The organism is Streptomyces sp. NPDC037421 (genome assembly GCF_055602105.1).
In genome coordinates this window covers 260,888-285,294 of sequence record NZ_JBVJWV010000001.1, presented here as the reverse complement: position 1 = coordinate 285,294, position 24,407 = coordinate 260,888, and the positions used below count along the sequence as shown (strand labels likewise).

Sequence of the window (24,407 nt, the reverse complement as noted above, 5' to 3'; positions counted from 1 at the left end):
ACCCCCCCCCCCCCCCCCCCCCCCCCCCCCCCCCCCCCCCCCCCCCCCCCCCCCCCCCCCCCCCCCCCCCCCCCCCCCCCCCCCCCCCCCCGCGGTCGCGTCCCGGCCCGGGCGGCCGCGCCTCAGGCGGCCGGTTCCCGCCGGCCCTTGCGGGCCAGCAGGAACCCCTGTGGTCCCTGCTCGCGCGCGCCGGGCTCCCGTACCGTCCGGGCGACTTCCGCCAGCCCGGCCCCGGCCAGCAGCGAGGCGATCAGCTCCGGCGGGGTCCCGTACACGTCGAGGTCGACCGGATGCCCGTAGGCGTGCTCCAGCCGGCGCCGCTCGTCCCCCGCCTCGAACGCGACCAGTGCATGGCCCCCCGGCGCCAGCACCCGGGCGAACTCAGCGAAGACGGCGGGCAGTTCAACCGGCGGCGTGTGCACGGTGGAGTACCAGGCCAGGACCCCGCCCAGCACCCCGTCCGCCATGTCCAGCCCGGCCATCCTGCCCACCTCGAACCGCAGTCCCGGATAGCTGCGCCGGGCCACCGCCACCATCGCGGGGGACAGGTCGACGCCGAAGGCCCGTACGCCGAGGCCGTCCAGGTACGCCGTCACCCGGCCGGTGCCGCAGCCCAGGTCGGCGACCGCCCCGCCGCCCGCGCCGCGCACGTACTCGGCGAAGGCGTTCAGCACCGCCCGGTCCAGGGGCCGGCCCTCCAGATCGCCGCTCAGCAGCCGGGCGTAGTCGACCGCGACGGTGTCGTAGGACGCCTGGACGGCACTGAGGCGCGAGGTCTGTGTCATGCCCCTGAACAGTAGCCCGCCCGGCCGCCCGGCTCACCCCCGGCGGTTCCCGGCCGGTCAGCCCCCGGCGAGCGGCGGGGGCAGCTCCGCCCACTGGTCGCCCGGCACCCCCGGACTCAGCCGCATCAGCGTGAGTGCCTTCACCGGCAGCCGCCCGCTCCGCAGCGCCGCCGAGTCGGCGGTGGGCGCCGCACCGTCCAGCCCGGCCGCGAGGCAGTCGGCGAAGGCCCCGGCCGAACCCGCCGTCGAAGCGATGGCCCCGGCCGCCAGGGAGCCGAACAGCTTGCGCCGCAGCACCGTTTCGTCGTCCGTGACCAGCCGCCCCGCCAGCGGCGGCACCGGCAGGCCGTGCCGGGCGAGCCGGGCCGGGCTGATCCGGATGTCCGCCAGGTCACGGTAGACCAGCCGCAGCGGGCTCCCGTCGGCGGCCAGCACCACCAGCAGGTTCTGCCCGTGGGCCTCCAGCGCCACCCCGAGGTCCAGCACCCGCAGGCACACCGACAGCGCCAGCCGGGCGAACGCGTCCCGCCAGGCGGCCGAAGAGGCCAACTCCGTACCCGCCAGGGCCGCCACCGGCACGACCCGCTCGCCGGGCCCCGCGTACGCCTCCGGGGGCTCGCGGAGCACCGCCGCCAGGTCCGGGCTGTACGCGGTGGCCGCGCCCAGGGTGCGGGTGATGTGCAGCCGGCCGTCGAGCCGTTCGGTCAGGGCGTGGGCGAAGGCGGAGACCACGGCGGCCGTCTCCACCGAGTACGCCGAGATGTCCCGGACGGAGGAGGTCAGCCGGGTGCTCAGCGCGGTCTTGACATGGGGGCCGCCCGCCGCCGGGGCGAGCGTGCGCAGCGCCATCAGCGGGTGCGCCGCGAACCCCGGCAGGACCTCCTCGCCCTTCAGGACGTGCTCGGCCTGCCAGGGGTGGACCGGCACCAGGATCCGGTCCCCGTCGCGCAGGTGTTCCGGCCACTCTCCGGCCACCAGGCACTCCGCCGCCCGTACGGGGACCAGCCCGAGCTCCACCACCGGCCGGTGCTCCGGCGCGTACGCCAGCTGCTCCGCCACCGTGAAACCGGGCCGGGAGCGGCAGTTGGGGTGGTACGGGTGCCCGTCCACCACCCGCTGCTCCCACTCCCACCCGGCCGACGGCTCCGGCTGCTCCCCGCCCGGCTGCCCGGCCCGGGACAGGGCCAGGGAGGCGGTGCTGTCGTCGAGTTCGGCGGCGAAGGCGGCGCCGTGCGGCACCCGCAGCGCCTCGACCAGCCGGGCCGCCTGCCGGTGGGGCCGCCCGTCGAGCCGCACCTCGCCGACCCGCGAGCCCGTCGCGTACGGGTCGGCGCGCGGCCCCTCCAGCCGCCCGCCCCCGGCCAGCAGCAGGGTGAGCGAGTCCGGCCCGTGCTCCCGGCGCACCACCCACGGCAGCGGTTCGAAGGCCAGCGCCCGCCACAGCCGGGTCAGCACCGCGGAGCGGGCCCCGTCCAGCGCGGCCTCGTACGCGGCCTCCAGCCCGGGCCGTACGCCGGCCAGCGCGACGGCGACGGCCTCCTCGGCGGCGGTGGCGGGGGAGTGCCCGGGGTCGGGCGGGGAAACGTGCCTGCTGCGGTCCAGGGGTCCGGTCCTTTCGGGTCGGTCAACCGATGATCACGTCATCATCGCGGATACTGAGGATCACGGCCGGTGGTCCTTCGCGCGCACCGCCGGCACACCGCAGACGGACCGAATGGAACCAGTGGACCTCAACACCGCCGCCGACGCCCACAGTGCCGCCCCGCTCCTGAACTGCCTGCTCAGGGAGGTGGGCGAGGCCGTGGACGGGCAGGTCCACCGGCTGCGCGGGAGCGGCCGGCTGCTGCGGGTCTCCGGGGGGCGCCGTCCGGCCGGCGCGGAGCTGGACACGGCGGACGGCTGGCATCCGCTGAGCCACGCGGAGCTGGTCAAGCTCGTCTCCGACGAACTGCACCGCTGCACCGGCGTCTCCAACGACGAGCTGCCCGGTGAGATCGACGACAGCCGCGAGGCCGTCGCGGCGCTGCTGGCAGCCCGGGCGTCCGCCGAGGCGCCCGGGGACCCGTACGTCCTGTCCGAACAGGCCCTGGTGATGGGCCATCCGCACCACCCCGCCCCCAAGGCCCGGGGCGGCGCGCCCGCCGCGAGCTGGCTGCCGTACGCCCCCGAGGCGCACGCCCGCTTCCCGCTCGTGATGCTCGGGCTGCGCGAGGACCAGGTGGCCGAGGAGGGCGGCCGGGCCGCCGCCGACGCGGTCGACGCGCTGGCCGGGATCCTCGACGGCCCCCGCCCGCCCGCGGGCTACCGGGCGCTGCCCGCGCACCCCTGGCAGCTGGAGCTGACCGCCGGACGCCGGGAGCTGCGCGAGGCCTTCGCCGACGGACGCCTGCTGCGGCTCGGGCCGACCCGGTTGCGGGTGTGGCCCACCGCCTCCGTGCGGACCGTGTACGCCCCGGGTCCGGACGCCGACCTGTTCGCGAAGTTCAGCCTCGACGTCCGGATCACCAACGACGTGCGCCGGCTGTGGCGCCACGACCTGCTGAAGCTGCGCCGCACCGACTCCGCCGTCGAGGAGGGCTTCGCCGATCTGCGCCGCCGTACCGGATCGGCCGCGGTGTGGCTGAGCGACCGCGGGTACCGCACCGCCGCCTTCGCCTTCGAGGAACTGGCCGTCCTGGTCCGTGACGGCCTGCGCACCGGGGTGGCGGCGGGCGCCGTGCCGCTGCTGTCCGCCGCCCTCGCCGAGGGGTTCCCGGGCAGCCCGCTGGAGGCCGCGCCCGACCCGGCCGGCTGGTGGCGGGCGTACCTGAGCCATGTCGTGCCTCCGGTCCTGGACCTGTTCGCCCGGCACGGGATCGTGCTGGAGGCCCACCTCCAGAACTGCCTGGTCGCCGTGGACGACCGGGGCGTGCCGGTGCAGGCCCTCTTCCGCGACGCGGAGGGCGTGAAACTCCCTGGGGACATGCCGCGCGAGGGCGCCTGGCAGCGGCTCGTGTACTGCCTGGTCGTCAACCACCTCGCGGAGGTGGGCGGAGCCCTGGCCGAGCGGCACCCCGAGGCGGCCGGCGCGGTGTGGCCGGCGGTCCGCGAGGAGCTGCTGCGCTACGACGCCGCCTACGGCCTGCCGGAGATCGCGGAGCTGCTCACGGCCCCGGCTCTTCCGGCCAAGACGAACCTCCTGCTGCGCTGGACCCGGGCGGACGGCGCCGACGCGCGCTACCTGCCGCTGCCCAACCCGCTGCGGGGGGAATGAGCGGGCGGCGAACGGGCGTGGGATTCGGCCAAGGTGGGCCGGGCCGCCGGAACCTCCGTACCGAAAGGTATAGACCAATGCTAGGTTGGTCGGGCAGACCGCGCAGTCCTTGACCACCCGTCAGAGGAGAAGTCATGCCCTCCCCTTCGCGGGGCGGCGGCCCGGCCGCCATGCCCAAGTACCAGCGGATCGCCGCACAGCTGCGGGACGAACTCCACCGCGCCGCCCGCACCTCCGGCGGCAGACTGCCCTCCGAGCGCACCCTGGCCGCCCGCTACGAGGTCAACCGGCAGACCGTCCGGGCCGCCCTCCAGGAGCTGCGGGCCGACGGACTCGTCGTCACCGGCCGCCGGGGCACCCGGGCCGCGGTCCTCCCCGGCTCCGGGTACGCCGCATCCGCCGCCCGCGCCGGCTCCCGGACCGCACCCGCCCGGCGGGACGGTCCCGGTCCCCGCCTCACCCGGACCCGGCTCGCCCTGGTGACGGTGCCGCCCTCGCTCGCCGCGCTGCTCGGGATGGGCGGCGGGGAGCGCACCCTGGTGCACCACCACCACGTCTACGGCCCGGGCGGGCGCGCGGTCCGGCACACGGTGACGTACCTCTGCCCGCGCACCGTGGCCGGCACCCCGGAGCTGGCGGCCTACCTCGACCGGCCTGACGCGGCCCGGGGCGAGGACCTGCGGCCGCTGCACCGCTGGCTGGAGCGGGCCGCCGCGCGCGGCCGGACCTCGGAGACCATCACCATGACCCGCACCAGCCACCCGGCCGGCGCCGTGTCCGCCTGCGGGCTGTCGGTACGCCGCACCGTGCACGACGGCTCCGGGCGGCTGCTGGCCGTCACGGACCTGGCGTTCACCGACTGGGACCGGCTGACCTTCCACCGCGAGCCCGAGGCGATCGCCTTCCGTGTGACGTAGCGCACGTACGGGGCGGGCGGCGGGGCCCACTTCGGGACGGCGCGGCCTACTCGGAGACGGCCGGGACGGCGGGGACGGCGGGGACGGCGGGGGCGGCCGGGACGTGCGGTGCTGCGGGTTCGGGGGCGCCGGGGGCGCCGGTGAGCAGCGCGAGCAGGCCGGCCACCTGCACCCCCGCCTCGGCGGGGTGCCGGAACATGGCTCCCGCCGAGATCTCGTACCGGTTGCGCCGCCCGTCCCGCACGCGCCGCAGGTACCCGTCCGATTCGAGGTCGGTCACGATCGCCTGGACCGTGCGCTCGGTGAGCGCGCACACGAGGGCGACATCCCTCACACGCGCCGCGGGATCCCGGGCGAGAGTCACCAGGACACGGGCGTGATTTGTCAGAAATGTCCAGTTTTCTCGGCGCGTCGGGCTCCCCATGCGGCCATGATGCGGCACCCGGTTCACGTGATACAAGACGTGAAAAGCAATTCCGGTATTTCTTGACGTGTGAGCGGATCCGGTCCAGAGTCGAGGGCAGTCAAGGTCCCGCGCCGCAAGCCGACCAGCCCAAGGAGCGAACCCCCATGCCGGTCCCCGCCCGCCCCTCCCATACCGCCGACCCCGCCGAGGCCCGCACCGCCGGCCCCCTTCTCCCCGGCCCCCTTCTCCCCGGTCCCCGCCACAGCGGCCGGGCCGCCGCCCGGGCGGCCGGGCTGCCCCGCATCGACGAACCCCGCGAGGTGGCCCCGGCGGACGCGCGGGAGCTGTCGAAGGTGTTCTTCGGGCGGCTGCGCGAGCTGGAAGAGGGCACCCCCGAGTACCAGTACGTGCGCAACACCCTGATCGAGATGAACGCCTCGCTCGTCCAGTACGCCGTCCGCCGCTTCCGCGGCCGCGCCGAAGGGGCCGCCGGGGACGTCGACGACCTCGTCCAGGTCGGCACCATCGGTCTGATCAAGGCCATCGACCGGTTCGACCCGGCCCGCGAGAACGAGTTCGCCACCCTCGCCATGCCGTACATCACGGGCGAGATCAAACGGCACTTCCGCGACACCGCCTGGGCCGTCCACGTCCCGCGCCGCCTCCAGGAGCTGCGCATCGACATCGCCAAGGCGAAGGAGGAGCTGACGGTCCGGCTCGACCGCTCGCCGACGGTCCGCGACCTCGCCGCGTACCTCGACCTCACCGAGGAGCAGGTCATAGAGGGCCTGGTCGCCGCCAACGGGCACACCAGCGGCTCCCTCGACGCCCCGCACGCCGAGCACGGCGACGGCCCCGCCGAGGGCCACACCCTCGCCGAGGTCCTGGGCGAGGAGGAGCCGGCCCTGGAGCTCGTCGAGGACATCCAGACCCTGGCCCCGCTGCTGGAGCGGCTCAGCGACCGCGAGCGCACCATGCTGCGGATGCGCTTCGGCGAAGAGCTGACCCAGGCCCAGATGGGAGCCGCCCTCGGCATCTCACAGATGCAGGTCTCCCGGCTCCTCACCCGGCTCCTCGCCCACCTGCGCACCTCCATGCTGGCCGACCCCGGGCCGGGCTCCGGGGGCCACGGCGGCTGACACTCCGCCGACGCTCCCCCGCGGCGTGAGTTGGATCACTTCGCCGTTTGCGGCGGTGAAGGCCGGGCATGCGGGCCGCTGGAGCGGAACCGCATGCTCCGGCCGCTGGGCCGGAGTGCGGACCGCGCGGGCCGATCCCGCCCCGCTCCCCGGCCCGCGGCCTCCGGCGGCGGGCCGGACCCCGTACGACCCGCGAGGTGCATGTGTCCACGCTCCAGGCCGAGCACGTCTACAAGGTGTTCGCCAGACGCCCCGACCGCCAGGCGGCCGCGGTCCGCGCGCTCGAACGCGGCGCCGACCGCGACGAGCTGCGCGCCGACGGCACCACGGCGGCGGTGATCGACGCCTCGTTCCGCGTCGAGCCCGGCCAGATCTTCGGCGTCATGGGCCTGTCGGGATCCGGCAAGTCCACCCTCCTGCGGATGCTCAACGGACTGCTGGAGCCCACCTCCGGCCGCATCCTCTTCGACGGCGAGGACCTCACCGCGCTGACCCCGCGCGAGCTGCGCCGCGTACGCTCCACCAAGGTCTCCATGGTCTTCCAGCACTTCGCGCTCTTCCCGCACCGCGACGTCCTGGCCAACGCCGCCTACGGTCTGGAGGTCCAGGGCGTCCCCCGGGCCGAGCGCGAACGCCGGGGCGCCGAGGCGCTCGCGCTGTGCGGGCTCGGCGGCTGGGAGAACTCCTGGCCCGACGAGCTCTCCGGCGGCATGCAGCAGCGCGTCGGCCTGGCCCGCGCGCTGGCCACCGACGCCGACCTGCTCCTGATGGACGAGTCCTTCAGCGCCCTGGACCCGCTGATCCGCCGCGACATGCAGGACCAGCTCCTCGAACTCCAGCGGACCCTGAAGAAGACCATCGTCTTCATCACCCACGACCTCAACGAGGCCATGCGCCTCGGCGACCGGGTCGCCGTCATGCGCGACGGACGGATCGTCCAGCAGGGCACGGCCGAGGACATCCTCACCCGCCCCGCCGACGACTACGTCGCCTCCTTCGTCCAGGACGTCGACCGCTCCCGCGTCCTGACCGCCGACGCCGTCATGGACGTCCCCGCCGAGGGCGCCGAGGCCTGCGCCTGCCCCACGGTCAGCGCCGACACCCCGCTCGCCGACCTCTGCTCCGTCAGCGCCCGGGTCCCCCACCCGGTCGCCGTCACCGGCGCGGACGGATCCGTCGTCGGCTCCGTGCCCAAGGACCGGCTCGTCGCCTTCATCGGCGACGAGCAACGGCCCCCGATGGCCTGCGCGGAGGTGGCCGCCTGATGCCCCGCCTGCACCTCGGAGCCTGGGCCGACAGCGCGGTCGACCTCCTCCAGCGCCACCTGTCCTGGCTCTTCGACACCGTCAGCGCCCTGGTCGGAGGCCTCTACGACGGCATGAACGCCGTCCTGTCCGCCCCCGACCCGCTGCTCTTCGCCGGCCTCCTCGCCCTCGCCGCCTGGTGGCTGCGCGGCCTCCTCGCGGGCCTGCTCGCCTTCGGGGCCTTCGCGCTCGTGGACTCCGTGGCCCTGTGGGACGAGGCCATGTCCACCCTGTCCCTGGTCCTCGTCGCCACCCTCGTCACGCTGGCGTTCGCCCTCCCGCTGGGCATCTGGGCCGCGCGCTCCGGCCGGGTCAGCGCCGCCCTGCGGCCCGTGCTGGACTTCATGCAGACCATGCCGGCCATGGTCTACCTCATCCCCGGCATCATCTTCTTCGGCGTGGGCGTGGTCCCCGGGATCATCGCCACGATCATCTTCTCGCTGCCGCCGGGCGTACGGATGACCGAGCTCGGCATCCGCCAGGTGGACGCCGAACTGGTCGAGGCCGCCGAAGCCTTCGGCACCGCCCCGCGCGACACCCTCGTACGCGTCCAGCTGCCGCTGGCCCTGCCCACGATCATGGCGGGCGTCAACCAGGTCATCATGCTCGGCCTGTCCATGGTCGTCATCGCCGGCATGGTCGGCGGCGGCGGACTCGGCGGGGCCGTCTACCGGGCCATCGGCAGCGTCGACATCGGCCTCGGCTTCGAAGCCGGCCTGTCCATCGTCGTCCTCGCCATGTACCTGGACCGGATGACCGGAGCCCTGGGCCGCCAGGTCTCCCCGGTCGGCCGCCGGGCACAGGCCCTGGCCCGGTCCGCCGCGAGCGGCACGGCCCGGCTGTGGAACCACCGCCCGCAGCCCGCGTACGCCGTCACCGCTGCCGTCGTCCTCGCCCTCGTCGCAGGCGGACTGAGCACCTTCGGCGGCTCCGGATCGCCGGCGCCCGCGACCGGCGCCGAGAACACCGGCAAGGGCCGGAAGGTCAGCATCGGCTACATCCCCTGGGACGAGGGCATCGCCTCCACCTTCCTGTGGAAGGAGCTGCTGGAACGCCGGGGCTTCCGGGTGGACGCCCGGCAGCTGGAGCTGGGCGCGCTGTTCACCGGGCTCGCCGGCGGCCAGGTCGACTTCCAGACCGACGCCTGGCTGCCCGTCACCCAGGCCCGGTACTGGGAGAAGTACGGGGACGAGCTGGACGACCTCGGCTCCTGGTACGGGCCCACCTCCATCGAGCTCTCGGTCCCCTCGTACGTCAAGGACGTGCGGTCCCTGGAGGACCTCAAGGGCAAGGGGGCACGGTTCAAGGGCCGGATCATCGGCATCGAGCCCAGCGCCGGAGCCATGTCCGTACTGAAGGAGAAGGTCCTCAAGGAGTACGGACTCGAAGGGGAGTACCAGGTCGTCGACGGATCCACCCCGGGCATGCTCGCCGAACTCAAGCGGGCCTACGAGAAGAAGGAACCCGTGGTGAGCGTGCTGTGGTCCCCGCACTGGGCGTACTCCACCTACGAGCTGACCAAGCTGGCCGACCCCAAGGGCGTCTGGGGCGAGGGCGACGGCATCCACACCCTCACCCGCAAGGGCTTCGCCGCCGACGAGCCCGAGATCGCCGCCTGGCTGCGCTCGTTCAAGCTGACCGAGGCCCAGCTCACCGGCCTGGAGGCGAAGATCCAGGAGACGGGCAAGGGCAAGGAGCAGCAGGCCGTCCGGGCCTGGCTGGCCGACCACCCGGAGGTGGCCGCGCTCGCCTGACCGGGCACGCGCCGGGGCGCCCGGGACACCCGCAGGGGATGTCCCGGGCGCCCCGGCGCGTGCGTACGCGGCTCAGCCCACCGGCACCCGGTCGGCTCCCGGGCGGGCCGCCCGGCGCTCCTCGCCGCGCACCCGAGGGCGCAGCGGCCACCACAGGGAGCGGCCCAGCAGCGCGGCCAGCGCCGGCACCAGCACGGCCGACAGGACGAACGCGGACAGCAGGATCCCGACCGCCGTCGCGAAACCGGTCTGCTGGGTCCCGGCGTGCGGGCTCACGGCCAGGCTGCCGAAGGACGCGGCGAGGACCAGTCCGGCCGTCGCGATCGCCGGCGCGGTGTGCCGCACCGCGCGGGCCACCGCGGCGCGCGCCGGTCCGGGGCGTTCCATCTCCTCCCGCAGCCGGTCGCTGATCAGGATGTTGTAGTCGGTGCCCAGCGCCACCACGAAGAGGAACAGCACCAGCGGGAGCGTGAAGTCCACGCCCGGCCGGCCCAGACCGTGCTGGAAGACCAGCGCAGAGGCCCCCAGCGTGGCCGCGAAGCCGAGCCCGACCGCGAGCATCAGCACCACCGGCGCGAGCACGCTCCGCAGCAGCACCAGCAGGATCACCGCGATCAGCACCGCCGCCACCGGGAAGATGACCCTCAGGTCCTTGTCCACCGCCACCGCGATGTCCGCGAACACCGAAGCGGTGCCGCCGACATGGGCCTCGGTCCCGGCCGGCAGGTTGGCCCGGACCGTCTCCCGGACCGGCCCGGAGACCAGGTCGCGGGCCTGCTGCCCGCCGGATTCGACGTTCAGCAGGAGGTCGATCCGGGCCGCCTTCCCGTCCTCGCTCAGCACCGTCGGCGCGACCCGGCCCACCCCGGGGACCCGGGCGAGCGCCCCGGCCAGCCCGGCCACGCGCTCCGCGCCGAGCGGGGCGCCGTCCTTCGCGGCGACGAGCACGCTCGTCGGGTCCGAGACCCCGGCGGGCAGGGCGCGGGAGATCTCCGCCGCCGTCTCCACCGCCGCGGTCCGCTCGCCGCCCGCGCCGGACTGCCCGTAGTCCATGCGGATCCCGGCCAGACCCGCCGTCAGGGCGCCGAGCAGCACCAGCGAGGCGAGGACCAGTGCCACCGGGCGCCGGGCCGTCAGCCTGCCGAGCCGGCCCGCCGCACCCTCACGGGGCTCGCGCTCCAGGGCGCGCGAGGGCCAGAACATCTTCCGGCCGGTCACGGCCAGCAGCGCGGGCATCAGGGTGAGGCTGCCCAGCAGCATCACCAGCACCGACAACGCGATCGCCGGGCCCAGTACCCGGAACTGGCCGAAGGAGGCGATCCCGAGGGTGGCGAACGCGGCGACGATCGTCAGCGCCGCCGAGGTGACGGCCGTGCCCACCCGGCCCGCGACCTCCGCGGCCGCCTCGCGCCCGCTCTGCGCGGGGTGCCGGCGCAGCTGCTCGCGGAAGCGGAACAGCAGGAAGAGGAAGTAGTCGATCCCGATGCCCATGAGCACCACGTTGATCAGCCCGGGGGTGGAGGGGGCCAGCCGGATGCCGCTCGCCACCGACGCCATGACCACCGCCCCGGCCGCGCCGCCGCCGATGACCGCCATCGCCAGCAGGGGCAGCAGCGCGGCGAACACACTGCGGAAGACCAGTACGTGGAGCAGCACGATCAGCCCCATCACCACCGCGCCGACCACCGTCGACCGGGTCTTCTCGGCGTCGGCGGTGTCCACCGTGGCGGCCAGCCCGCCCGTGAACCCGGTCCGCAGGCCCGCCTCACCGAACGCGGCCCGCGCCCGCTCGCGGAACTCCTTGTAGGTGCTCTGCACCCCGGGGTCCTGCGGATTGCCCTTCAACTCCACCGACAGCAGCCGGAAGGACCGGTCCGGGGCCGTCATCCCGGCCCCGATCCGGGGCGTCTGGGAGTGGTCCTCCATGAAGGGCGGATCCTCCTCGTTCTTCGGCATGACGACCCTCTGCCGGGCCAGCCGCTGCGACACCTCCTCGATCCGGCGCTCGTCGGGAGCGCCGAGCGCCGCCCCGTCGGTACGGGCCACCAGGACCGTCAGCGGGTCGGAGTCGGGCCGGGCGCCGAAGCTCTTCTCGGAGATCCGCAGCGCGGCCGCCGAATCGTAGGAGGCGGGCAGGAAGCCGTCGTTGCCGGGCTGGGTGGCGCGGAAGACGAACACCTGGCCCAGGATCGTCAGCCCGATGCCCAGCACCGCCCACAGGGCGATCACCTTCCATGGGTTCCTCGTCGAGCATCCCGTCAGGGCGCGGATCACTGTTCTCCTCCGGTCTGTCCGTGCGGATCACGGCCGGAGTGCCCGGCCGGTATCCAGACCATCAGCGGCCGGGCGGGAAAACGTCCTGGTGGAGAAGGAGAACGCCGCCGGGACCACGGTCCGGGATCCGGCCCCGACCAGGACCCTGGTCCTGGTCGGGACCGGTCCCCGCGGCCGGTGTCCGCCACCCGGCCCGATGGGAGAATGGATCCACGAGGGCGGCCCCACGGCGGTCCGGGGGAAAGGGGCCGAGGGGATGGGCACGCACGCCGAGAGGCTGACGTGGACGCGCAACGACGCACTGGTGGCGGTCGGCGCGGCGGCCGTGGACCTCACGGGCTTCGCCTTCGACACCCAGTCCGAGGGCGCTCCGCTGGGGGTCACCGCCGCGTTCCTCGTGGTGGCCTCGGCCCTGGCCCTGCTGGCCCGGCGCCGCCACCCCGTGGTGACGCTCACGGTCGTACTGCTCCTGGTCGCGGTGGTGAACGTGGCCACCTCGGTCTCCCCGCACTTCGGACTCACCCCGGCCGTCGCCCTGTACTCGGTCGCCGTTGCCTGCCCGACGCCCGTGGTGGTGTGCGCCGTCCTCGTGACACCGCCGCTGACCAGCCTGGGACAGGGCGGCCGGCTCCTCGACCCCGGCTACGGCCTCCTCGCCAACACGGCCGCGACCCTGCTCGTCGTCACCACCGGCCTCGTCGCCCGGCGCTGGCAGGCGGAGGCCGAGGCCAAGCGGGCCCTGCTCGCCGAACGGGCGGTGGCCGACGAACGCCGCCGCATCGCGCGGGAGCTGCACGACATCGTCGCCCACCACATCACCACCATGCAGCTGATGGCCGGCGGGGCCCGGGCCAACCTCGCCCACGACCCCGAGGCCGCCCGCGAGGCGCTGGTGACCCTGGAGGGCTCCGGCCGGATGGCCCTCGGCGAGATGCGGCAGCTGCTCGACGTCCTGCGGGCCGGGGAGGAAGCGGAGACCGCCGTGCCGGCCCCGCAGCCCGGGGCCGGGGACCTGGAGCGGATCGTCACGGAGTCCCGGGCCGCCGGGATGGACACCGAACTCACCGTGAGCGGCCCCGCCCGACCGCTGCCGCCCACCGTCGGCCTGACGGTGTTCCGGGTCGTGCAGGAGGCCCTGACCAACGCCCGCAAGCACGCCGGGAACGCCCCCGCCCGGGTACGGCTGACCTACGGACCGGACGAGGTCGCCGTCGAGGTCTGCGACGAGGGCCCCGCCGACGGCGCGGCCCGGCGCCCGTACCGCGGCGGCGGGTACGGCCTGATCGGCATGCGGGAACGCGTCGTCCTGCACGGCGGCACCCTGGAGGCCGCACCCCTGGAGGGCGGCGGCTTCCGGGTCGCGGTCCGCCTCCCCGTACCGGCGGCCCCCGAAACGCACCACCAGCCCCACCCGCAACGAGAGGAACTCCGCCGATGATCCGTGTGCTGATCGCCGACGACCAGCCGCTGGTACGGCGCGGCCTGGCCCTGATCCTGGCCCCCCAACCGGACATCGAGGTCGTCGGCGAGGCCGCGGACGGCACCGAGGCCGTGGCCCTCGCCCAGGAGCTGCGGCCCGACGTGGTGGTCATGGACATCCGCATGCCGGTCCTCGACGGAGTGGCCGCCACCCGGCGGCTGGCCGAAGTCCGGCCCGGGGCCCGGGTGCTCGCGCTGAGCACCTTCGACATGGACGAGTACGTGGTCGCCGCCCTGCGCGCCGGCGCCTGCGGCTTCCTGCCCAAGGACGTCTCCCCGGAGGAGCTGATCGCGGCCGTCCACACCGTCCACACCGGCGAGGCCGCCGTCGCGCCGAGGCTGCTGACCCGGCTGATCTCCACCTACGTACGGACCACCCCGCGCGAACCCCGGCCCTCCCCGGCGGCGCCCGACGGCCTCACCCCGCGCGAGCTGGAGATCTGGCGGCTGCTCGCCCGCGGTCTGGACAACGCCGCGATAGCCGCGGAACTGGACATCAGCGTCTCCACCGTCAAGAACCACATCACCGCGGTCTTCGGGAAGCTGGGCGTACGGGACCGGGCCCAAGCGGTGATCGCCGCGTACGAGACGGGGCTGGTCCAGGCCGAGCGGAGGAGCACTTGATCACCAAGTGCCCGCAGACACCCGGAATTCCCCTGGCACTCGCACGCCTGACCAGCCAGAACACTGGATGATCCGCCGGTGCGCCGGGGGCTTCCCGCATGGCACAGTGCCAGGAGCACAGCCGCCGGACCAGGGAGCCCCCCATGCGTGATCCGCACACCGCGCCGCCGGTACTCTCCGCGGCGCCCCCGTGCCGGACCGAACCGGGCCCGCCGGCCTCCCCGCTGCCGCCCTGTCCGCAGTGCGCGGACGTGCCGCAGCGGATCTCCTGGCGCCAGCGCCCGGGCGAACCGGTCGTCCTCGTCTTCGACCCCTGCGGCCACCGCCGGACGTCCCCCGCCCCACCCGTCCTGGCCGTCACCCTGCCCTAGGGAGTGCCGAGCAGCGCGGCGATCCGCAGGGCGAACGCCTCCTCGCCGAGGATCTCGATCCCGGCCGCCTCGGCCTTGGCCACCTTGCTCCCCGCCTTCTCGCCCGCCACCAGCAGGGTCGTCTTCCCCGATATGGAGCTCGAAGACCGGCCTCCGGCCCGCTCGACGAGCTCGCGCACCCGGTCGCGGGTGTCGTACGCGGCCAGTGCGCCGGTCATCTTCCCGGTGACCACCACGGTCTGGCCGGCCAGCGGTCCCGCGTCCCCCTCGCCCGCCGGGGCCACGGCCGGGGCCTGCGGCTCGACCGGGCTGACGCCCGCCGCCGCCAGCTTGTCGATGACCGGGCCCAGTTCCGCGACCTGGGCCACGATCGCCGCCGCCTTCGTCTCCCCGACCAGCTCCACGCCGGTCATCGCCGCCGCGTCCGCCGCCCGGATCGCCTCCATCGTCCCGAAGTGGCGGGCGATCCGCCGGGACATGCCCCGCCCGGTCCCGATCACGCCCAGCGCGCAGAACACCCGCGACAGCGGCAGCGCCTTCGCCGCCTCGATCCGCTCCGCAGCTTCACGGCCCGCTTCCCGCTCCCGGCGGCCCGCGCCAGCGCCGCCAGGTCCAGGGTGAACAGGTCCGCCACGTCGCGCACCCCCTCCTCCTCCACCAGGGCCCGCACGTACCGCTCGCCCAGCCCGTCGATGTCGAGCCGGTCGCGCCCGGCGGCGTACAGGATCGCGGCGATCCGCCCGCAGTCGGCGGGCTGCGCGCACCGCCACCGCTCCTGCGAGCGGTCGATCTCCCCCTGACAGCCCGGGCAGACCTCCGGCAGGACGACCGGCCGTTCCGCCCCGGTCCGCAGCTCCACCACCGGGGCCTCCACGCGCGGGATCACGTCACCGGCCTTGTGGACCGTCACCGTGTCGCCGATGAGCAGGCCACGGCGCGCGATGTCGGCGGGGTTGTGCAGGGTGGCGTGCCGCACCACGGACCCGTCCACCTCCACCGGCTCCAGCACGGCGGTCGGCGCGAGCACCCCCGTACGGCCCACCGCCCAGGTCACGTCCAGCAGCCGGGTCCGCCGCTCGACGGCCGCCAGCTTGTACGCGGTGGCCCAGTGCGGGTGGCGAGAGCCGGTGCCGGCCGCCGCCTGCTCGGCCAGCGAGTCCAGCTTGACGACGACCCCGTCGATCCCGAAGGGCAGCCCGGCGCGCATCCCCGCGATCCGGTCCACCTGCTCCTGCGCCCCGGCGGCGGTGGCCGTCACGGTCAGCCCGGCCGCCGTGTCGGCGGCCGTCCGGACACCGGCCGCCGCCACGTACGCCATGACCTCGGAGTGGGTGGTGCCCGGCAGGGCCGTGCCGCCCTCCAGCTCCACCGCGCCGAAGGCCCAGAAGGTCATCTCGACCGTGTACGCCCGCCCCTTGGCACGCAGCGTGCCCGCCGCGCCGTTGCGGGCGTTGGAGAAGGGGCCCGCCCCGTGCGCCACGCGCATCCGGTTCGCCCGCTCGAACTGGTCCGCCGTCAGCAGCACCTCGCCGCGCACCTCGAAGGAGGCCTCCACGGCCAGCTCCAGGGGCAGCCCCACGATGGTGCCGATGGCGTGCGAGACGTCCTCGCCGCTGGTGCCGTTGCCCCGGGTGACCAGCTGGACCAGCCGGCCCGCGCGGTAACGGGCCGCCAGCGAGGCCCCGTCCAGCTTCGGCTCCACCGCGTACCCGCCGGTGACGGGCCCGCCCAGGCGCCTGACCAGCGAGGCCTCCCAGTCCAGCAGGTCCTGCGGGCCGAAGGCGTTGGCCAGCGAGAGCATCGCCGCCGTGTGCGCCACCTCCCCGGCCGGCACCGCTCCGCCCGCGACCTTGCCGGTGGGGGAGGCCGGGTCGACGTGCTCCGGGTACGCGGCCTCGTACGCCTGTATCAGGGACACGAGCAGGTCGAAGGAGGCGTCGTCGAGCGGGGATTCGCCCGAGCCGTAGTAGGCGGCGGAGGCCCTGACGGCGGTGGCGATGGCACTCGCGTACTCGTCACGGTCGGCCAGGGCGGAAGCGGTGGTGATCGTCATGCCGTGATCGTCGCGCACGGGTCTGACAACGGCGGGGTCCGGCCGTCCGCGAAGACCTCGTATCCTGCACCTGAACACACCTGTGAGCAGCACCGATGAGCCGTGCCGTGCGCCGAGCGCCGGCCGGCGGGAACGGGAGAACCCTGATGGACGTGCAGCACTTCGAGCGGATCACCGCGTTCATCGAGGCCCGGCTGACCCCGCTGTTCGACGCGGAGACCGGCAGCGAGCGCGGCTTCGCGATGGACGACACCTCCCGGGCGCTGCGCGCGCTGCGCAACAGCGTGCTGGAGGCCTCCGCGGTCAAGGGGCTCATCGGGACGCGGGAGACCGCCGAGCCGCTCCTGCGCAAGGTCATCGACCAGTCGGTGGAGCACCACTGGGACGTGCTGCGCGGCATCGCCCGCCAGTGGGAGGACCACGCCGACTTCCAGCGGGAGTTCAAGCGCCACGCGTGGGAGCTCGACGGGACCCCCGCCTCCGCCTGAGCGCGGACGCCCGGCGCGCCCGCCCACCGGCCGGCTACCGGCTGGGCGTGCCGCCGATCAGGTAGCCGACCCGGCGTTCCAGCCCGCCCCAGCGCCGGTCGTGCCGGTACGCCCGCTTGATGGTCCGGGCCCGGGTCCTGGGGCGGTGCCCGTAGAAGCGGCGCGCCCACGGCGAGGCCGGGCGGGCCAGCCGTACCGCCGCGAACAGGGCGATCAGCGGGACGACCATCCCGAACACCGCGAGCCGGGGCTTGCCCTTGAACAGGGCCACCGCCGTCAGCAGCAGGTTGAACAGCACGGTGGCGCCGAGGAACAGCCGGTTCGCCTGCTGGTCCTCGGTCAGGCCGTCCACGCCCAGCGGCAGGAACCCGCACAGCAGCAGGCCGGCCAGGGCCGAGGTCATGACCACCACCTCGACGCTGAGGGTGCCCTCCTCGGTCCAGTAGACGTCGCTCAGGTGCAGGATCAGCGCGAACTCGTCCAGGACCAGGCCCGTGCCCATCCCGAACAGCACGGCCGCCAGCCAGGAACCCCACCCGGCCCGGCCGCCCGCGATCGCGGTGAAGCCGCCGACGGTCATCAGGATCACCCCGGGGACGCAGTGGTGCACGTGCAGGCCGCCCGGGGTGACGTTGCGGAAGGGTCCCTTTCCGGCCCGGATCATCCGGGTGACGACCCGGGTCACCGCGAAGGTCACGACGAACGCCGACAGTGCCAGGAGCAGGGGCAGTTTCCCCGGCTCCAGGATGTTGCGGTACCACCAGTCGCCCATGCCGTCACCCTCCCGGCCCCGGCCGCCCCGCGCACCGCGAGGACCGCCGTTCGGGCGCCCGGGGGAGGGAGGGGTCAGGCCCTCGCGTCCGCCGGGTCCGGCCGCGGCTCCGCCTGTGCCTCCCGGGCGGCCCGGCGGCGCTGCGCGTCCTCGTCGGTGTCCGCGTCGTAGGAGATCAGCTTCGGCAGCAGCGCGGCCAGCAGGGCGACGGAGGCCACGCAGGCGAGCCCGCCGCTCCAGAAGGCCGGCCGCGTTCCCGTCCACCCGGCCATGGTGCCCGCCCGGACCTGACCGAGCTGCGGCCCGACGCTGTACGAGAGCACCTCGATCCCCGCGAGCCGCCCCCGCAGCTCCTCCGGGATCGTCTGGTTCCAGATCGTGGAACGGCCCAGCGCGCTCAGCATGTCGCCGGCGCCCGCCGCCGCGAGGCACAGCAGCACCAGCCAGATGTCCTGGAACCAGCCCGCCGCCGCGATCGCGAGCCCCCAGGCGGCGGCCCCGAAGACCACCAGCAGCCCGTGCCGGCGCACCCCCGACACCCAGCCGCTGGTCAGCCCCAGCACCAGCGAGCCCACCGCGCCCGCCGCGTACATCAGGCCCAGGGCCCACACGGCGTCCAGCTCGTCGGCCAGGAACGGGAGGATGGCGTTCGGGAACGCGAAGAACATCGCCGCCAGGTCGACGGCGTACGTACCCAGCAGCACCGGCCGGCTCCACGCGTACCGGGCGCCCTCGGCGATGCCCCGCAGCGAGGGCCGCTCCGCGCCCCCGGCCGGCGGCGCCGGACTGAGCCGGGCGCACAGCGCCACCGAGACCGCGAAGCCCGCGACGGTCACCGCGTACGCCGACGCGTAGCCGGCGTACGCGACGACCACGCCGGCCAGAGCCGGACCGGCGATCGCCCCGAACTGGTAGCGCAGCGCGTTGAGCGCGGCGGCGGCGCTCAGCTGGTCGTGCGGCACGATCCGCGCCATCAGCGAGTCCAGCGCCGGACGCTGGAGGCCCGTCAGCGCCGACACCCCGGCCGCCACCACGTACAGCGGCCACAGAAGCGGATCCGGCAGCAGGGAGTTCACGAGGAGCACCAGCGCGAGCAGCCCGAGCCCGGCCTCCGTCAGCAGGATCAGCCGCCGCCGGTCCACCGCGTCGGCCAGCGCCCCGCCGTACAGCCCGCAGACCACCAGCGGAACCAGCTCCACCGCGCCCATGGCACCGACCGCCAGCGGCGAGTCCGTCAGGTGCTTGATCTGGAGCGGCAGGGCGATCATCGCCATGAAGGAGCCGAAGAAGGTGACCGTCCCCTGGAAGAACAGCAGCCGGAAGTCGCGGCTGGAACGCCACGGGGCCAGGTCGGGCAGCACGGAGGACAGACGGGGTTTGCTCACGACCGGCCATCCTGCGCGGCCGCCGGACACCCGGGCAACGCATTTTCGCCCCGGACGGGTCAAAACGGAGCCCGGCGCGTGGCTGCGGCCGCCGCCGGTGGCATCCATGGGGCATGCCGCCGGTGTCCCCGTTCCTGCGTACGGCCGCCGCCTACGCCTGGCGGCTGCTGGTCGTCGGTGTGGCGGTCTACGCGGTCTTCTCCCTGCTCGGCCGCTTCCACGAGATCGGTGTCGCGCTCTTCCTCGGCCTGGTCGTCACCGCCCTGCTGTCCCCGCCGGTCCGGGGCCTGGCCCGGATCCTGCCCCGCCCCGCGGCCGTCGCCGTCACCCTGGTCGGCAGCACCGTCCTGCTGCTGGGCGTCCTCGCGCTGGTCGGCGAAGCGGTGGCGGGGGAGAGCGCCACCCTGGTCCGGGAGTTCCGCGAGGGTCTCGTCAGCATCGAGAAATGGCTGGAGCGCCCGCCCTTCCGGCTGGACCCCGGGGCGCTCACCGGCCTCCAGGACAAGATCGGCGAGTACCTGTCCAGCCACCGCTCGACCCTGCTGAGCACGGCGGTGAGCGGAGCCGGCCACGTGGTGCAGGTGATCACCGTCCTGGTGCTCGCGGTGTTCTCCTCGGTCTTCTTCCTGCACGGCGGCGACCGCCAGTGGGCCTGGTTCTGCGCCCAGCTGCCCGAGCGGGCGCGCGGCCGCACGGCCCTCGCCGGAAGCGCGGCCTGGCGTACGTTCACCGGCTACACGCACGGGATCGTGCTGGTCGCGGGGACCAACGCGGTACTCGTCGGGGTGGCGCTGTACTTCCTCGGGGTCCCGCTCGCCCTCCCGCTCGCACTGCTGGAGTTCTTCGCGGCCTTCGTCCCCCTCGTGGGATCCCCCGTCGCCCTCGCGGTCGCCGCGGTGGTGGCCCTGGCGGCGCGCGGGCCGGTCATCGCCGGGGTGGTGATCGCGCTGATCGTGGTGATCGGGCAGATCGAGGGGCACGTGCTGCACCCCCTGGTGATGAGCTGGGCCGTGCGCCTGCACCCGCTCGTGGTGGCGGTCTCGGTCATCGCCGGGGCCATCGCGGCCGGAGTGGTCGGTGCGGTGGTCGCCGTCCCGCTGGTCTCGGTGGCCTGGTCGGTCCGCTGCGCCCTGCGTTCCGAGGCGGGCGAACCGGGGGACGAACCGGGGCCGCAGCGGGGGCCGGGGGCGGAATCCGGCCCGGACGGCTGATCTCCGCCGACGCGTTTACCGTAGGACGTGGAGGTGGTTGCCATGGCAGAGCACGCCGCCGGTGCGGCCGCGCGGAAGCTGGAGGACGGCCGGCTGCTCAAGGAGCTGGAGACCATCCACCGCACGCGCCACGAGACCCTGCTGCACGGCTCGGACGAGGCGCTGGCCACGCACACCCAGCGGCTGAAGGAGCTGGAGGACGAGTACGTGCGCCGCCACCCGCAGCGCGCCCCCACCGCCGGCCGTACCCGCTCCGGCGCCCGCGCCCGCACGCCGGGCGAGGACTGAGCGCGGTCATCCCCCGGCGACCGGTCATCCCCCGGGCGACCGGTCATCCCCCGGCGACCGGTCCGGAACCGGTCCCAAAACTGGTCCGCCCCGCGAATGCGCGGGGCGGCAGTGGGCTTGTGCCCGGTCGCGGCCCCTCGAAACCCTGACGAAGAGCACCAGGAATGAGTCACCCTTGCATCGAGTGAGACGGATTTGTATCATTCGGGGCGAAGGAGGCTCATCATGGTGCCCGAAGAAGAACTGCTCGACGCCGTCGCGCGCGTCCTCGCCGGCGACCACAGCGCGTCGATGGTGCAGATCGCCACGCGCGTCGGCATCAGCCGCGCCACCCTGAGCCGCCGCTACACCACCCGCGAGGCCCTGCTCAAGGCGGTGGCCGTCCGGGCCGTCCGCGTGGTCGACGACCGCCTCGCCGCCGCCGACCTCCCCGAGGCCGCCGCCGACGCCGCCGCCTTCGACGCGGCGCTGGAGGAACTGGTCGTGGCCCTGCTGCCCGCCGCCCACCTGTACGGGTTCACCTCGCGCGACGCCACCGTCCTCGCCGACCCCGACGTCAAGGCCGGGCTGGAGCGCCAGGACCAGCGCGCCCTGCGCTTCCTCGCCCTCGGCCAGCGCCTCGGCCGGCTGCGCGCCGACCTGCCGCCGTACTGGATCTGGTACTCCCTCTGGGGTCTGCTCGACGCCGCCGCGGAAGGCGTGCGCGACGGCCACCTGGCCCCCCGCGGGATCGGACACCTCGTCCGGACGTCCTTCCTCGGCGGAGCCCGGCCCCCCTGGCCGGCCGCCGGACCCCGAGCCTGACCCTCCGCCCTCCCGGGCACCCGTGCGCGACCCGAACGGAATCCCATGCACACCCCCACGCGGGACCCTCGCCGCTGGATCGTCCTCGCGATCCTCTCCGGCAGCCTCCTGCTCATCTCCATGGACACCACGATCCTCAACGTGGCCTTCCCCTCGCTCGTCGCCGACCTCCAGCCCGGCGCCGTGCAGCAGCTGTGGATCATCGACGTCTACGCCCTCGCCCTGTCCGGACTGCTCGTCACCGCCGGTGCCCTCGGCGACCGCTGGGGCCGCAAGCGGCTGCTGATGACGGGCTTCGGCATCTTCTCCGCCGCCTCGCTGATCGCCGTGCTCTCCACCGAGGCCTGGCACGTGATCGCTGCCCGCGCCCTCCTCGGCATCGGCGGCGCGGCCATCATGCCGGCCACCCTGTCGATCCTGCGCGGCGTCTTCACCGACGCCAAGGAGCGCGCCTTCGCCCTCGCCGTCTGGGCCGCCGTGTTCGGCGGCGGCATGGCCTTCGGCCCCGTCGTCGGCGGCCTCCTCGTCCAGGACCACGGCTGGCACTCCGCCTTCCTCCTGAACCTCCCGGTCGCCGCCCTCATCGTCGCCGCCGGCCTGCGCTACCTGCCCGAATCGCGCGCCCCGCGCGGCGACGGCGCCTGGGACTGGTGGGGCGTCGGACAGTCCGTCGTCGGCATGCTCGCCCTCGCCGGCGGCATCAAGCAGCTCGGCAAGAGCGGCATCGCCGACCCGCTGCCCTGGGCCCTGCTCGCCGTCGCCGCCGTCGCGCTCACCGTGTTCGTCCGCCGCCAGCTGCGCCTGGACAACCCGCTGCTCCAGGTACGGCTGTTCGCCAAGCCCGCCTTCAGCGTCGCCGCCACCGCGATCTTCCTCCCGATGGTCGGCATGGGCGCGATCCTCTTCCTCGTCACCCAGTGGTTCCAGTACGGCCAGGGCTACACCCCGCTGGAGGCCGGACTGCGGCTGCTGCCCGCCCCGCTGGCGCTGATCTGCGCGTCGATGGTGGCCCCGGCACTCATGCACCGCTACCCGATCCGGCACGTGCTGGGCGCCGGACTCGTGGTCCTCGCGGCCGGCATGGCGATGCCCTGGACCGTCCAGCAGTTCACCGAGCTCGGCTACCCGGCCTTCGCGGCGGGCCTGACCGTGATGGGGCTGGGCGCCGGCGTCGCGACCACGGTGGCCTCCGTCACCCTGGTCTCCGCCGCGCCGGCCGACCAGGTCTCCAGCGCGGCCGCCATCGAGGAGACCTGCTACGAACTGGGCTCCGCGATGGGCGTCGCCATCCTCGGCAGCACCGCCGCCGCCCTCTACCGGGGCAACCTGCCGGTGCTCGACCTGGACGGCCCGGCCGCGAGCGCCGTACGGGACTCGGTCGGCGAGGCGGCGCACACCGCCGAGCGGCTCGGCGGCGCGGTCGGCCAGGCCCTCCTGGAGACCGCCGCGCACGCCTACACCCTGGCGATCACCCCGGCCTTCCTCATGGCCGGAGCCCTGGCCGTCGCCGCCGCGGCCACCACCTGGACGCTGATCCCGCGCGACCTCCAGCCCACCGAGAACCACTGACCCCCCGGCCCCGCTCCCGGCCCGCCCGCCTCAGCGCGGCGGCGCCGGGAGCGGGGCCATGTGCGCCGGGGCCGCCGGAGCCGGGCCCAGGGTGGTCGTGCCCGGGGCCGCGCGGTGCCCGAGCCCGGTGCGGTAGGCGTCCATCGCCGCCTCCGTGCGCCCCGACCGGCGCAGCAGGTCGCCCAGCAGCCGGCACAGGTCCGCCAGGTCCCCGCCCGCCCCGCTGCGCTCCAGCAGGGCCAGCGCCCGTACGTAGTGCTCCTCGGCCGCCTCGGCCTCCCCGCGCTCCTCGGCGATCAGCCCCAGCAGCCGGTGCGCGCCGCCCGCGTGCACCGCGCCCGGGCCCGAACCTTCCTCCAGCAGCCCCGAGACCAGCTCGGCGGCCTCCTCGTACCGGCCCAGCCGGCGCAGCACGTCCGCCAGCTCCACCTCCACCTGCGCGGTGTACAGCGCCGCCCGCCGCGCCGTCAGCATCTCCCGGGCGATCCGCAACTCCCGCTCCGCCGCGCCCAGTTCCCCGTGCTGCGCCTGGACGTAGCCGCGCATCCAGTGGCAGTGCGCCAGATCGGTCCGCAGCCGCAGCTGCCGGTAGACCGCCTGGGCCTTCGCGAGCGAGGCGTCCGCATCGGCCACCCGGCCCTCGGCCAGGAGGGTCCGCGCCACCTGCCGGTGCATCCCCGCCACCAGCGCCGGATCCCCGACCTGCGGAGCCAGTGCCAGCGCCAGCTCCGCCGCACGGGCCGCGCGGGCGTGGGCGCCCATGTCGATGTACGGCCCGATGACCGCCGAGTACAGCAGCACCAGCGCCTCCGGGTCCCCGAGCCCGCCCGCGTTCAGCGCGTCGATCGCCGACTCCAGCAGGTAGCAGGCGTACCGCAGCTCCCCGGCGAGCAGGTGGGCGACCGCGCGGCCCCGGATCGGCCGGGCCCGGCGCGGCAGCGGCTCGTCCGCCAGCAGCAGCTCCGCCGCCTCGAAGTGCCCCGCGGCCTCGGTCAGTTCCCCGGACTCCAGCGCGCAGTCACCGAGCCCGAGCAGCGCCTCGGCCCGCTCGTCGGCCAGGCCCAGCCGCTCGGCCTCGGCCAGCAGCCGCCGGAAGTGCGCCGCGGCCTCCTGCGCCGAGCCGGTGGCCAGGGTGCGCTGGGCGTCGGTCAGGGCGAGCCGCAGCTCGGTGGCCAGGTGTGCCGGACGCCCCGTGGCGAGCTCCTCGTACGAGGTGCCGAGCCGCCCGGCCAGGAAGCGCAGCGCGGTCTCGGAGGGCCGCACCTTGCCCGCCTCCAGGGTGGACACGTACGCCGGCGTGTACGCGGGCTCCGCCAGCTGCCGCTGCGTCAGCCCGCGTTCGGCGCGCAGCCGCTGCACCCGGCGTCCGATCTCGGACGGTTCGTCCATGAACTCCCCCTGTTGTCACCCTGGATGTATCAACTCCCCAGTATTGAACGGGAGTCGGCCATTGCGCCCGGCCCGGCGCGCCGCCTAGTTTAAGCAGCCGGTTCAGCAGAGTTAATCCGCTGCTTAACATCCTGCTCGACTC

20 protein-coding genes and 1 pseudogene are annotated in these 24,407 nt (G+C 74.8%); 13 read left to right on the top strand and 8 right to left on the bottom strand.

What is annotated here, in order from left to right; genetic code table 11:
- Positions 1-122: 122 nt before the first annotated feature.
- Positions 123-785, bottom strand: a complete 663-nt coding sequence (locus ACZ7IF_RS01225) for a class I SAM-dependent DNA methyltransferase (protein ID WP_470961149.1) — start codon at positions 783-785, stop codon at positions 123-125.
- 57 nt (positions 786-842) lie between these two features.
- The gene (locus ACZ7IF_RS01220; protein WP_470962280.1) at positions 843-2,387 is read right to left on the bottom strand and encodes an IucA/IucC family protein; all 1,545 of its coding nucleotides are present in this window, start codon (positions 2,385-2,387) and stop codon (positions 843-845) included.
- 112 nt (positions 2,388-2,499) lie between these two features.
- Here ACZ7IF_RS01220 and ACZ7IF_RS01215 point away from each other — a divergent pair, with 112 nt between their 5' ends.
- Positions 2,500-4,038 (top strand): IucA/IucC family protein, encoded by a 1,539-nt coding sequence (locus tag ACZ7IF_RS01215; RefSeq protein ID WP_470961147.1) that lies wholly within the window; start codon positions 2,500-2,502, stop codon positions 4,036-4,038.
- A 134-nt stretch (positions 4,039-4,172) separates the two neighbouring features.
- The gene (locus tag ACZ7IF_RS01210) at positions 4,173-4,955 is read left to right on the top strand and encodes a GntR family transcriptional regulator (RefSeq protein WP_470961145.1); all 783 of its coding nucleotides are present in this window, start codon (positions 4,173-4,175) and stop codon (positions 4,953-4,955) included.
- 46 nt (positions 4,956-5,001) lie between these two features.
- On the opposite strand, the gene ACZ7IF_RS01205 is transcribed toward ACZ7IF_RS01210, so the two are convergent.
- Entirely contained in the window at positions 5,002-5,271 is a 270-nt protein-coding gene (locus ACZ7IF_RS01205; protein WP_470961143.1) for a hypothetical protein, read from the bottom strand.
- Positions 5,272-5,525: 254 nt separating this feature from the next.
- Here ACZ7IF_RS01205 and ACZ7IF_RS01200 point away from each other — a divergent pair, with 254 nt between their 5' ends.
- From ACZ7IF_RS01200 to ACZ7IF_RS01190, 3 genes are all read left to right on the top strand, one after another.
- A complete protein-coding gene (locus tag ACZ7IF_RS01200; protein WP_470961141.1) occupies positions 5,526-6,500 on the top strand; it encodes a SigB/SigF/SigG family RNA polymerase sigma factor in 975 nt (324 codons plus the stop codon).
- 203 nt (positions 6,501-6,703) lie between these two features.
- On the top strand, positions 6,704-7,765 hold the full coding sequence (locus ACZ7IF_RS01195; RefSeq protein ID WP_470962277.1) for a quaternary amine ABC transporter ATP-binding protein: 1,062 nt from the start codon (positions 6,704-6,706) through the stop codon (positions 7,763-7,765).
- Positions 7,765-9,558, top strand: coding sequence for an ABC transporter permease/substrate binding protein (locus ACZ7IF_RS01190; protein WP_470961139.1), 1,794 nt, complete (start codon positions 7,765-7,767; stop codon positions 9,556-9,558). The genes ACZ7IF_RS01195 and ACZ7IF_RS01190 overlap by 1 nt, the downstream gene beginning before the upstream one ends.
- 72 nt (positions 9,559-9,630) lie before the next feature.
- On the opposite strand, the gene ACZ7IF_RS01185 is transcribed toward ACZ7IF_RS01190, so the two are convergent.
- On the bottom strand, positions 9,631-11,787 hold the full coding sequence (locus tag ACZ7IF_RS01185) for an MMPL family transporter (RefSeq protein WP_470961137.1): 2,157 nt from the start codon (positions 11,785-11,787) through the stop codon (positions 9,631-9,633).
- A gap of 301 nt (positions 11,788-12,088) precedes the next feature.
- On the opposite strand from ACZ7IF_RS01185, the gene ACZ7IF_RS01180 reads away from it, so the two are divergent.
- The 3 genes from ACZ7IF_RS01180 to ACZ7IF_RS01170 all read left to right on the top strand — a co-directional run bounded on the left by ACZ7IF_RS01180 (position 12,089) and on the right by ACZ7IF_RS01170 (position 14,306).
- Positions 12,089-13,270 carry a sensor histidine kinase gene (locus ACZ7IF_RS01180; protein ID WP_470961135.1) on the top strand — a complete coding sequence of 394 codons (1,182 nt, stop codon included), beginning with the start codon at positions 12,089-12,091 and terminating at the stop codon, positions 13,268-13,270.
- Positions 13,267-13,935: a response regulator gene (locus tag ACZ7IF_RS01175; RefSeq protein ID WP_470961133.1), complete on the top strand. Its 669-nt coding sequence runs from the start codon at positions 13,267-13,269 to the stop codon at positions 13,933-13,935. The genes ACZ7IF_RS01180 and ACZ7IF_RS01175 overlap by 4 nt, the downstream gene beginning before the upstream one ends.
- Positions 13,936-14,078: 143 nt before the next feature.
- Positions 14,079-14,306 (top strand): hypothetical protein, encoded by a 228-nt coding sequence (locus tag ACZ7IF_RS01170; protein WP_470961131.1) that lies wholly within the window; start codon positions 14,079-14,081, stop codon positions 14,304-14,306.
- On the opposite strand, the pseudogene ligA reads toward ACZ7IF_RS01170, so the two are convergent.
- Positions 14,303-16,359 (bottom strand): annotated as a pseudogene (gene ligA, locus ACZ7IF_RS01165) (NAD-dependent DNA ligase LigA). The gene ACZ7IF_RS01170 and the pseudogene ligA sit on opposite strands and share 4 nt — an antisense overlap.
- 146 nt (positions 16,360-16,505) lie before the next feature.
- Between ligA and ACZ7IF_RS01160 the strand changes: the two are divergent.
- On the top strand, positions 16,506-16,847 hold the full coding sequence (locus tag ACZ7IF_RS01160) for a hypothetical protein (RefSeq protein WP_470961129.1): 342 nt from the start codon (positions 16,506-16,508) through the stop codon (positions 16,845-16,847).
- A gap of 34 nt (positions 16,848-16,881) precedes the next feature.
- Here ACZ7IF_RS01160 and ACZ7IF_RS01155 read toward each other — a convergent pair whose 3' ends face one another.
- Positions 16,882-17,619, bottom strand: coding sequence for a hypothetical protein (locus ACZ7IF_RS01155; RefSeq protein WP_470961127.1), 738 nt, complete (start codon positions 17,617-17,619; stop codon positions 16,882-16,884).
- A 74-nt stretch (positions 17,620-17,693) separates the two neighbouring features.
- Entirely contained in the window at positions 17,694-19,004 is a 1,311-nt protein-coding gene (locus tag ACZ7IF_RS01150; protein WP_470961125.1) for an MFS transporter, read from the bottom strand.
- A gap of 113 nt (positions 19,005-19,117) precedes the next feature.
- Between ACZ7IF_RS01150 and ACZ7IF_RS01145 the strand changes: the two genes are divergently transcribed.
- The 4 genes from ACZ7IF_RS01145 to ACZ7IF_RS01130 all read left to right on the top strand — a co-directional run bounded on the left by ACZ7IF_RS01145 (position 19,118) and on the right by ACZ7IF_RS01130 (position 22,876).
- The gene (locus ACZ7IF_RS01145; RefSeq protein WP_470961123.1) at positions 19,118-20,215 is read left to right on the top strand and encodes an AI-2E family transporter; all 1,098 of its coding nucleotides are present in this window, start codon (positions 19,118-19,120) and stop codon (positions 20,213-20,215) included.
- 42 nt (positions 20,216-20,257) lie between these two features.
- Positions 20,258-20,503, top strand: coding sequence for a DUF6158 family protein (locus ACZ7IF_RS01140; RefSeq protein ID WP_470961121.1), 246 nt, complete (start codon positions 20,258-20,260; stop codon positions 20,501-20,503).
- Positions 20,504-20,728: 225 nt separating this feature from the next.
- A complete protein-coding gene (locus ACZ7IF_RS01135; RefSeq protein WP_470961119.1) occupies positions 20,729-21,307 on the top strand; it encodes a TetR/AcrR family transcriptional regulator in 579 nt (192 codons plus the stop codon).
- A 45-nt stretch (positions 21,308-21,352) separates the two neighbouring features.
- Positions 21,353-22,876, top strand: a complete 1,524-nt coding sequence (locus tag ACZ7IF_RS01130) for an MFS transporter (protein ID WP_470961117.1) — start codon at positions 21,353-21,355, stop codon at positions 22,874-22,876.
- Positions 22,877-22,906: 30 nt separating this feature from the next.
- On the opposite strand, the gene ACZ7IF_RS01125 is transcribed toward ACZ7IF_RS01130, so the two are convergent.
- Positions 22,907-24,265, bottom strand: a complete 1,359-nt coding sequence (locus ACZ7IF_RS01125; RefSeq protein WP_470961115.1) for a helix-turn-helix domain-containing protein — start codon at positions 24,263-24,265, stop codon at positions 22,907-22,909.
- Positions 24,266-24,407: the final 142 nt, after the last annotated feature.

Coding starts and splice junctions, on each gene's coding strand:
- ACZ7IF_RS01225 (WP_470961149.1), bottom strand. CDS start 785: ATGACACAGACCTCGCGCCTCAGTGCCGTCCAGGCGTCCTACGACACC.
- ACZ7IF_RS01215 (WP_470961147.1), top strand. CDS start 2,500: ATGGAACCAGTGGACCTCAACACCGCCGCCGACGCCCACAGTGCCGCC.
- ACZ7IF_RS01210 (WP_470961145.1), top strand. CDS start 4,173: ATGCCCTCCCCTTCGCGGGGCGGCGGCCCGGCCGCCATGCCCAAGTAC.
- ACZ7IF_RS01200 (WP_470961141.1), top strand. CDS start 5,526: ATGCCGGTCCCCGCCCGCCCCTCCCATACCGCCGACCCCGCCGAGGCC.
- ACZ7IF_RS01190 (WP_470961139.1), top strand. CDS start 7,765: ATGCCCCGCCTGCACCTCGGAGCCTGGGCCGACAGCGCGGTCGACCTC.
- ACZ7IF_RS01180 (WP_470961135.1), top strand. CDS start 12,089: ATGGGCACGCACGCCGAGAGGCTGACGTGGACGCGCAACGACGCACTG.
- ACZ7IF_RS01175 (WP_470961133.1), top strand. CDS start 13,267: ATGATCCGTGTGCTGATCGCCGACGACCAGCCGCTGGTACGGCGCGGC.
- ACZ7IF_RS01170 (WP_470961131.1), top strand. CDS start 14,079: ATGCGTGATCCGCACACCGCGCCGCCGGTACTCTCCGCGGCGCCCCCG.
- ACZ7IF_RS01160 (WP_470961129.1), top strand. CDS start 16,506: ATGGACGTGCAGCACTTCGAGCGGATCACCGCGTTCATCGAGGCCCGG.
- ACZ7IF_RS01155 (WP_470961127.1), bottom strand. CDS start 17,619: ATGGGCGACTGGTGGTACCGCAACATCCTGGAGCCGGGGAAACTGCCC.
- ACZ7IF_RS01145 (WP_470961123.1), top strand. CDS start 19,118: ATGCCGCCGGTGTCCCCGTTCCTGCGTACGGCCGCCGCCTACGCCTGG.
- ACZ7IF_RS01140 (WP_470961121.1), top strand. CDS start 20,258: ATGGCAGAGCACGCCGCCGGTGCGGCCGCGCGGAAGCTGGAGGACGGC.
- ACZ7IF_RS01135 (WP_470961119.1), top strand. CDS start 20,729: ATGGTGCCCGAAGAAGAACTGCTCGACGCCGTCGCGCGCGTCCTCGCC.
- ACZ7IF_RS01130 (WP_470961117.1), top strand. CDS start 21,353: ATGCACACCCCCACGCGGGACCCTCGCCGCTGGATCGTCCTCGCGATC.
- ACZ7IF_RS01125 (WP_470961115.1), bottom strand. CDS start 24,265: ATGGACGAACCGTCCGAGATCGGACGCCGGGTGCAGCGGCTGCGCGCC.